The sequence below is a fragment of the Candidatus Rhabdochlamydia sp. W815 genome (assembly GCF_018642185.1).
Taxonomy (GTDB): Bacteria; Chlamydiota; Chlamydiia; order Chlamydiales; family Rhabdochlamydiaceae; genus Rhabdochlamydia; species Rhabdochlamydia oedothoracis.
Map to the genome: position 1 here is coordinate 1 of NZ_JAAVTY010000081.1, position 7078 is coordinate 7078.

Sequence of the window (7078 nt, forward strand, 5' to 3'; positions counted from 1 at the left end):
GTATGTAGTTTTCTTTCGCAATTTTTCCATAGCCTGCGACATTTTTCTATCCACGCAAAAGAACGCTCTACAACCCATCTTTTGGAAATAACTGTAAAATTATGAAGTGTATTTCTTTTAGCTATTTCTACTATACATCCTAATATCTCCTGCACGCTCTTTGCAAATTTTTCTCCAGAATATCCTCCATCTGCTAAAACACTTTTTACAACGAACAAATGGTTTTTATGTAGTGAAAATGCTTCTATGATGCCTTACTGAAAAGATTTTAAACAGGCTCTAAGAAATGCTTTTTCTTGAGCTTGCTGATGACGGTATCCTCGTTGCCCTTTATTTCTCTTAAGTTCGCTACTAATGAGCTAGATGTATCTCCTCTAGCTTGTAAAATATAAATCTGATATCTTTGGTCATAGATTAGGTGATGGTAGCCTTTAGGCAAGGTCTCTTTTTGTGTTTGATTGTTAAAAATCACAATAGAGATTCTTTCATCGCCTACCTATTCTTTTTTTTAATTCTTCTGTGCACTTCAAACTTGAAAAGACATAACATGCAATAGTTGACAATCTGATTTTACATCTCTCCCCTATCCAGAGAATGAAGGTGAAATTACGATTGATTTTATTACGAATCATTTGATAGTCTTTCTCCTTATCAATAAAACGCAGGAGAAACCCTTAAATGTCTAACAAAGAATTAAACGACTGGAACGTAAGTAACATCATCGATGATGCTGAGTTTCAAGAGGAAGAAGCCAAACAATTCAAAAATTTACTCAACAAAAAAGAGGAAATTGCCGGAAAAGGTTCCGTCGCGTTAATGAATACTGGTCAAATTTTAATGGGTCAAATTGTAGAAATTACAAAAGACTTTGTGATCATAGATGTAGGGTTAAAATCTGAAGGACTTGTTCCAATCAATGAATTTTCTGACACTGAAGAACTCGATGAAAACAGCTCCATTGAAGTGTATCTTGATCAGGCAGAAGGAGAAGATGGACAAATCGTACTTTCTCGAGAAAAAGCTCGTCGCCAAAGACAATGGGAGTACATTGTACATCATTGTAAAGAAGGCTCTATTGTCAAAGGAAAAGTCATTCGCAAAGTAAAAGGCGGTCTCATGGTGGATATTGGCATGGAAGCTTTTTTACCAGGTTCTCAAATTGATAATAAACGCATTAAAAATCTCGATGAGTTTATTGGACAAAGCTATGACTTTAAGATCCTAAAAATCAATACAGAGCGTAAAAATATCGTTGTGTCCCGCCGCGAAATTTTGGAAGAAGAGCGTATCTCACGTAAAGCAGAGCTTTTAGAAAATATTCACGAAAGGGAAATCTGCAAAGGCTGCGTAAAAAACATCACCGATTTTGGAGTCTTTTTAGATCTCGATGGCATCGATGGTCTACTACACATTACAGACATGACTTGGAAGAGAATTAAGCATCCCTCGGAGATGGTCTCTTTAGGACAAGAGCTAGAAGTAATCATCCTGCATGTCGATAAAGAAAAGGGGCGCGTTGCTTTAGGAATGAAGCAAAAAGAGACCAATCCTTGGGAAGAAATTGAAAAGAAGTACCCTTCAGGCACACGGGTAAGAGGCAAAATCGTTAACCTTGTTCCTTATGGGGCTTTTATCGAAATTGAACCAGGTATCGAAGGGCTCATTCACGTATCAGAAATGTCTTGGGTAAAAAATGTAACAGATCCTAGCGAAGTTGTGAATAAAGGAGATGAAGTAGAAGCTATTGTTCTCTCTGTTCAAAAAGAAGAAGGAAAGATTTCTCTCGGGCTTAAGCAAACAGAGAAAAATCCATGGGACGATGTAGAAAAAAAATACCCTTGCGATTGCTGTGTGAATGCAGAAATTCGTAATTTGACCAATTATGGCGCTTTCGTAGAGCTAGAGCCAGGTGTAGATGGGTTAATTCACATTTCTGATTTGAGCTGGATTAAAAAAGTGTCACATCCTTCAGAAGTGCTTAAGAAAGGTGATCGAGTAGATGCTGTGATTTTATCTGTAGACAAAGAGAGTAAGAAAATCACTCTTGGCTTAAAACAGCTAAGCAATAACCCTTGGGAGAGTATTGAAAAAACAATGCCTATTGGATCTTTAATTCAAGGAATTGTTACAAAAATCACAGCCTTTGGTGCTTTCATAGAGCTTTCTAACGGAATTGAAGCTCTAGTGCATGTAACAGAACTCTCCGATCAACCTTTTGGAAAAGTAGAAGAAGTGGTTAATAAAGGAGAAGAAATTACAGCTAAAGTAATTAAGCTTGATCCCGAACATAAAAAAATTGGCTTATCCATTAAAGAGTACTTAATTGATGAAAATAAATTTAACAGAGACGATATTGTCGTAGGAGGATCTAAAGCTTCTTCTCATGACAAAAAGCGTAAGAAAACCTCTTCAAAAGAACCTAATAACCACCCAGAAGAGTAAAAATACAGCTCAGTACAAATTAAATTTTTTAATTTATGCTGAGCTGATATGTTTTATCTTAAACAACAAATGCTAACTCTGACTAATTATTTAAGTCAAAAGTAAACACTAAGAGAAAAAGAGGCAAGATGAACAAAGATCTAGTCGCAATCTTCGAATATCTTGAAAGAGAAAAAGGAATTAAACGAGATGTAGTAATTTCTGCGATCGAAGAATCGCTATACGTGGCTGCTCGTAAAAGTATCCACGGCGGTTTGATTAATGTTTCTGTACAGGTTAACCCTAAGACAGGAGATATTAATGTAATAGCCCAAAAAGAAGTAGTAGAGCTCGTTACTATTCCAGAAGAAGAGATCTCTCTTGCGGAAGCACGCGTGCTTCATCCCGATTGTGAACTAGGACAGTTTGTTGACATTTCTGTTATTCCACAAAACTTTGGTAGAATTGCCGCACACACAGCAGGTCAAATCATCTCTCAAAAATTACGTCATGCAGAAAGAGATGTGATTTATGAAGAATACCGTCATCGGATCAATGAAATTGTTTCAGGTACAGTGAAAAAAGTCATTAGAGAAAAAACCTTAATCATTGATTTAGGAAAAGTTGAAGGTATTTTACCTAGCCGATTTTATCCAAAAACAGAAGAGTATAACTTAGGTGATCGAGTACAAGCCCTTCTATTTGAAGTAAGAGATACAGAAAATGGCGGAGCAGAAGTGATTTTATCTCGTAGCCACCCTGAATTTGTTGCACAATTGTTTTCACAAGAAGTCCCTGAAATTGCAGATGATACAATTGTTATAGAAAAAATAGTGCGTGCAGCTGGCTATCGCACAAAGATTGCAGTTAGTTCCCAAGATCCAAAAGTAGATCCTGTTGGAGCTTGTGTAGGAGTACGTGGAAATCGCGTCAAAAATATCATACGCGAGCTAAATAATGAAAAAATTGACATCATCCCTTTTAACAGTGATGCCACCACCTTGCTTAAATCCTCATTAGCACCGATAGAAATTAAGAAAATGATCGTTGATGAGCAAAGAAATGTCATCACTATCGTGATTAATGATGAAGATTATCCTGTAGCTCTTGGTAAAGGTGGAAGAAATGCCCGTTTAAACGGAGAGCTATGCGGCTCTGATCTACAAATACAAAAAATGAGCCATTACAAAGCTAATATGAATCTTGAGCACGCACAAATGGCTTCTGCCGATGATCCAACTTTAGATGAGCCGCTTACCATTGAAGAAGTTAGCAGCAGAATGATTATAGAAAGCTTAATTAGTGCTGGGTATGATACTCCTCGAAAAGTGTTAAATGCAACACCTGAACAATTGGCAATTATACCGGAAATCAGTTTAGAAATGGCGGACAAAATTTTAGAAAAAATTCGCAAAAAAAGAGGTTAAGAGTTGGCCAAGAATTTAAAAATAAATATAAAAAACGCACAACTTGCAGAAGCTCTTAAGCTCACTCGAGAAAAAAAACCTGTGCTCCGAAAAAAAGAAGAGAAAAAAGAACCTTTATCGGTTGAATTATCCCCTACTCCCACGGTAGAAGCGCCATCTTTCTCTTCTTTAAAACCTACTCCTGCTGAGCAACTCACAAAGGGGAAACCTATTCAGCAGAAGCCTCCTGTTGTAAAAACAGAGTCCACTCATTCAACAGCTAAGCCAGAATATCGCCATAAACCGCAACCGTTTAGAACAAATTTCCCTCCGCAACACCCCTCTTTTAGGCAAGATACAAGACCTAACACTCCATCTTCTTCTAGGCCTCCCTATCCCGCTCGAGCTGGATATCCGAGTGCTCTAAAAAGACCTCCTTTATCTAAAGATGTACCTATTCCAAAGGCTTCCGATGCTCCTAAAAAAGACTCTTTTAAACCAACACCACGTGAATCGGAAGACAAAAATCAGCGTTCTAAAACAGCTCATGAAATACGGCCAGCCAAAAAATCACCGCAAAAAACATTTGATGCCCGTGATAGAAAAGGACTACGTGATGATTTAGACGATCAAGGCTGGAGGAGAAGGCGCCCTCATCATAAAATGCGTTCTCACAAGAAAGAAGAGGTTGTTATTAGGCCTAAAGAATTAAAGATTCACCTGCCTATTACTATAAAAGATCTTGCTTCTGAAATGAAACTTAAAGCATCTCAGCTCGTTGCTAAATTGTTTATGAAAGGGATTATGCTCACTTTAAACGACTATCTAGATGATGAAACCACCATTCAATTATTAGGGCATGATTTTGACTGTGAAATCACCATTGATACAACAGAAGAAGATCGACTTCGAATTACTGATAAGACGATTAAACAAGAAATTCAAGCTAGTCAAACCGATGAATTGATTATTCGTCCCCCTGTAATTGCCTTTATGGGGCATGTAGATCATGGTAAAACCAGTTTAATCGATGCTATTCGCAAATCAAATATTGTCTCCTCAGAAGCCGGTGATATTACCCAACATATCGGAGCATTTAAGTGTCATACAGAATCAGGCGACATTACCATTTTAGACACACCAGGTCATGAAGCCTTTTCCTCTATGCGCGCCAGAGGAGCAGATGTAACAGACATCGTCGTTCTTGTCATTGCAGGTGATGAAGGGATAAAAGCTCAAACGGTAGAAGCCATCGATCAAGCTAAAGCAGCTGGCGTTCCTATTTTAGTAGCTATCAACAAATGTGATAAACCAAACTTTGACGCAGACAACATTTATCGTCAATTAGCAGATAAAGATTTGCTAACAGAAGCTTGGGGCGGACAGGTCATTACTGTAAATTGTTCGGCTGTGACAAAGCAAGGTATTAAAGAAATGCTCGAAATGTTAGCTCTTCAAGCAGAAGTTCTTGAGCTAAAAGCCAATCCTAAATCTAGAGCTCGAGGAACTGTGATTGAATCAGAAATGCACAAAGGGTTAGGTCCGGTTGCTACCGTGCTTGTGCAGAATGGCACCTTAAACTTAGGTGATGCTATCGTGTTTGCTCAACATTATGCAAGGGTTAAAACCATGCACAATGAACTCAAAAAAGAAATTACAACAGCAGGGCCCTCTTCTCCTGTAAAAATTACAGGTCTTTCTGGACTGCCAGAAGCTGGTAGCGAATTTATTGTCGTTAAAAATGAAAAAGAAGCTATTGAAATTGCTCAAAAACGCTCTGAAGGACAACGTCATCACAATATGATGCAACAACCTAAACGAGTTGGTTTAGAGAACTTTTTAGATAATTCAGTGCAAAAGAAAGTTCTTAATCTCATTTTACGTGCTGACGTGCAAGGCTCTGTTGAAGCATTAAAAAACTCTTTGTTAAAAATTCAGTCTAAAAAAATTGAATTAAATATTATCTCCGCAGCTGTTGGAGAGATCTCTGAATCAGACGTACAACTAGCGCAAAATACAAAAGCGATGATTATCGGTTTTCATAGCCAAGTTGAGAGCCATGCAGAGAATTTAATCAAAACCTTAAAAGTAACGGTTAAGCTCTATGATATTATCTATCATGCGGTTGATGAAGTAAGAGCTTTAATGCGGAGCATGTTAGATAAAATTCCTCAAGAGAACGATGTGGGCTCAGCAGAGGTAAAAGCGATATTCAAATCCTCTCATTTAGGTATCATTGCTGGTTGTATGGTAACCGATGGAACTATTAAGCGCTCTTCTCAGCTGCGCTTATTACGAGATGGGCAAGTCATTTGGAAAGGAACTATGCAATCTCTTAAAAGAGTAAAAGAAGATGTGCGTGAGGTTTCTAAAGGATATGAATGTGGGATTGTATTGCCAAACAATAATGACATTAAAGTAGGAGATATATTCCAAGCTTATGAAATAACCTATTTAGACCAAGAGCTATAATATGGCAAAAAATCGAGTTGCAAGGTTAAATTCTTTGCTAAAAGAGGTTATTTCAGAAGTAATTCGTGAAGATGTGGATAACCCGCATGTTAATCAATTTGTTTCTGTAACCCAAGTAGAAATCACCAGCGATCTTCATCATGCTAAAGTATACATCAGTGTAATTGGAAATCAAAAGGTAAAAGAAGAAACCATTGAAGCCCTGCAATCTGCTGCAGGCTTCATTGCAGTTCATTCTTCTAAAAAAGTGGTTATGCGCTACTTCCCTAACCTTACCTTTAAGTTAGATACCTCTGTGGATAAACACGCGCGTATTGATGCCGTATTGGGAAAGATCCGAGAAGAACAAAAATCTCGTAAAAATTAATGCCTAATTTTGAAGGTATTTTGCCATTTAATAAACCCATTGGCAGAACCTCTTTTAACTTGGTATCTAGCCTACATAAATTAACCAACAATAAAACCATCGGTCATGCAGAAAGGCGTTACTATAAAACTTATTTAGAAGGTGGCAAAGAAGCATTGCTGAATTTGAACTATGCAGGAAAGGCATGCCGGCTTAATCAAGGCCAACTTAAACAACGGCCCTTTCAACCTTGAAGTGCACAAAAAAGAACATATAAATACTTGAAAAAACATCTATTGTGCACCCGAGCATAGCATGTTTGTAGATAATCTCGTAAACACTTCTAGTGGAGTTTCGAAGTTGAGAGCCTTTCTAGGTCTGTTATTTAGTAAAGTTTCCACCCTTTCTATATCCTTGGAAGTCGTATCTAAAA

6 protein-coding genes and 1 pseudogene are annotated in these 7078 nt (G+C 37.6%); 5 read left to right on the top strand and 2 right to left on the bottom strand.

Annotated elements, in window-relative coordinates:
- Together RHOW815_RS05910 and RHOW815_RS05915 are read right to left on the bottom strand one after the other, a co-directional pair.
- A pseudogene (locus tag RHOW815_RS05910) lies at positions 1–212 on the bottom strand (transposase); the annotation flags it as partial.
- Between the two features lie 56 nt (positions 213–268).
- A complete protein-coding gene (locus tag RHOW815_RS05915; RefSeq protein WP_215217408.1) occupies positions 269–472 on the bottom strand; it encodes a hypothetical protein in 204 nt (67 codons plus the stop codon).
- A 206-nt stretch (positions 473–678) separates the two neighbouring features.
- On the opposite strand from RHOW815_RS05915, the gene rpsA reads away from it, so the two are divergent.
- The 5 genes from rpsA to RHOW815_RS09355 all read left to right on the top strand — a co-directional run bounded on the left by rpsA (position 679) and on the right by RHOW815_RS09355 (position 6899).
- Positions 679–2442 carry a 30S ribosomal protein S1 gene (rpsA, locus tag RHOW815_RS05920; protein WP_215217409.1) on the top strand — a complete coding sequence of 588 codons (1764 nt, stop codon included), beginning with the start codon at positions 679–681 and terminating at the stop codon, positions 2440–2442.
- A 128-nt stretch (positions 2443–2570) separates the two neighbouring features.
- The gene (gene nusA / locus RHOW815_RS05925; RefSeq protein WP_215217410.1) at positions 2571–3848 is read left to right on the top strand and encodes a transcription termination factor NusA; all 1278 of its coding nucleotides are present in this window, start codon (positions 2571–2573) and stop codon (positions 3846–3848) included.
- Between the two features lie 3 nt (positions 3849–3851).
- Positions 3852–6299 carry a translation initiation factor IF-2 gene (infB, locus tag RHOW815_RS05930; RefSeq protein ID WP_215217411.1) on the top strand — a complete coding sequence of 816 codons (2448 nt, stop codon included), beginning with the start codon at positions 3852–3854 and terminating at the stop codon, positions 6297–6299.
- 1 nt (position 6300) lies between these two features.
- Positions 6301–6666 (top strand): 30S ribosome-binding factor RbfA, encoded by a 366-nt coding sequence (gene rbfA, locus RHOW815_RS05935; protein WP_215217412.1) that lies wholly within the window; start codon positions 6301–6303, stop codon positions 6664–6666.
- A 20-nt stretch (positions 6667–6686) separates the two neighbouring features.
- Positions 6687–6899, top strand: coding sequence for a hypothetical protein (locus RHOW815_RS09355; protein WP_215217413.1), 213 nt, complete (start codon positions 6687–6689; stop codon positions 6897–6899).
- Positions 6900–7078 lie beyond the last annotated feature (179 nt).

What these genes read in the sequence shown, in the direction of transcription:
- rpsA (WP_215217409.1), top strand. Translation starts at nt 679, where the DNA reads ATGTCTAACAAAGAATTAAACGACTGGAACGTAAGTAACATCATCGAT.
- nusA (WP_215217410.1), top strand. Translation starts at nt 2,571, where the DNA reads ATGAACAAAGATCTAGTCGCAATCTTCGAATATCTTGAAAGAGAAAAA.
- rbfA (WP_215217412.1), top strand. Translation starts at nt 6,301, where the DNA reads ATGGCAAAAAATCGAGTTGCAAGGTTAAATTCTTTGCTAAAAGAGGTT.